The following is a 450-nucleotide window of genomic DNA, read 5'->3' as shown; positions in this document are numbered from 1 at the left end:
ATTAAAAAGAGAACGCCTCGCAAGCGAATTAGCGTCGATGAATGAAAAACGCAAAGACTTGGAAGAAGAAATTTGGGCGATTATCGAGCCTATGGCTTATAAAAGTTTTGATGAATACGAAAAAAAGTTTGTTCTGGTTTACAGCGATAAAATTAATAAGGGAGTTACAGGGCTGATGGCTCAACGGGCTTCACGAACTTTTAATGTTCCTGCAATGGCGATTTCCGTAGGCGAAGAAATTTGCACAGGATCAATAAGGTCAACAAGAGGATACAATGTTCAAATTTTGTTTGAACAATGCGGAAATCTTTTTATCGACTGCGGAGGACATCAGGCGGCAGGCGGTTTTAGTATGGTTATGCAAAACTGGGACGCTTTTATGGACAAGTTAAAAAAAGCGGTAGACGCAATCGAATTTGCCGAACAACCTGACGAAGAAATTATAAAAAT

The 450-nt window shown here is 39.6% G+C and carries 1 protein-coding gene; it reads left to right on the top strand.

All coding sequences use genetic code 11. The annotated features are described in order from the left end of the window. Nucleotides 1-450 (top strand): DHHA1 domain-containing protein (locus ACYVTD_RS16770; RefSeq protein ID WP_461248788.1); only part of this gene is annotated, 450 nt, incomplete at both ends.

It is taken from the genome of Treponema sp. R6D11 (assembly GCF_054786075.1).
The sequence above is the reverse complement of the archived record's forward strand: the minus strand, read 5'-3'. Positions and strand labels throughout refer to the sequence as shown.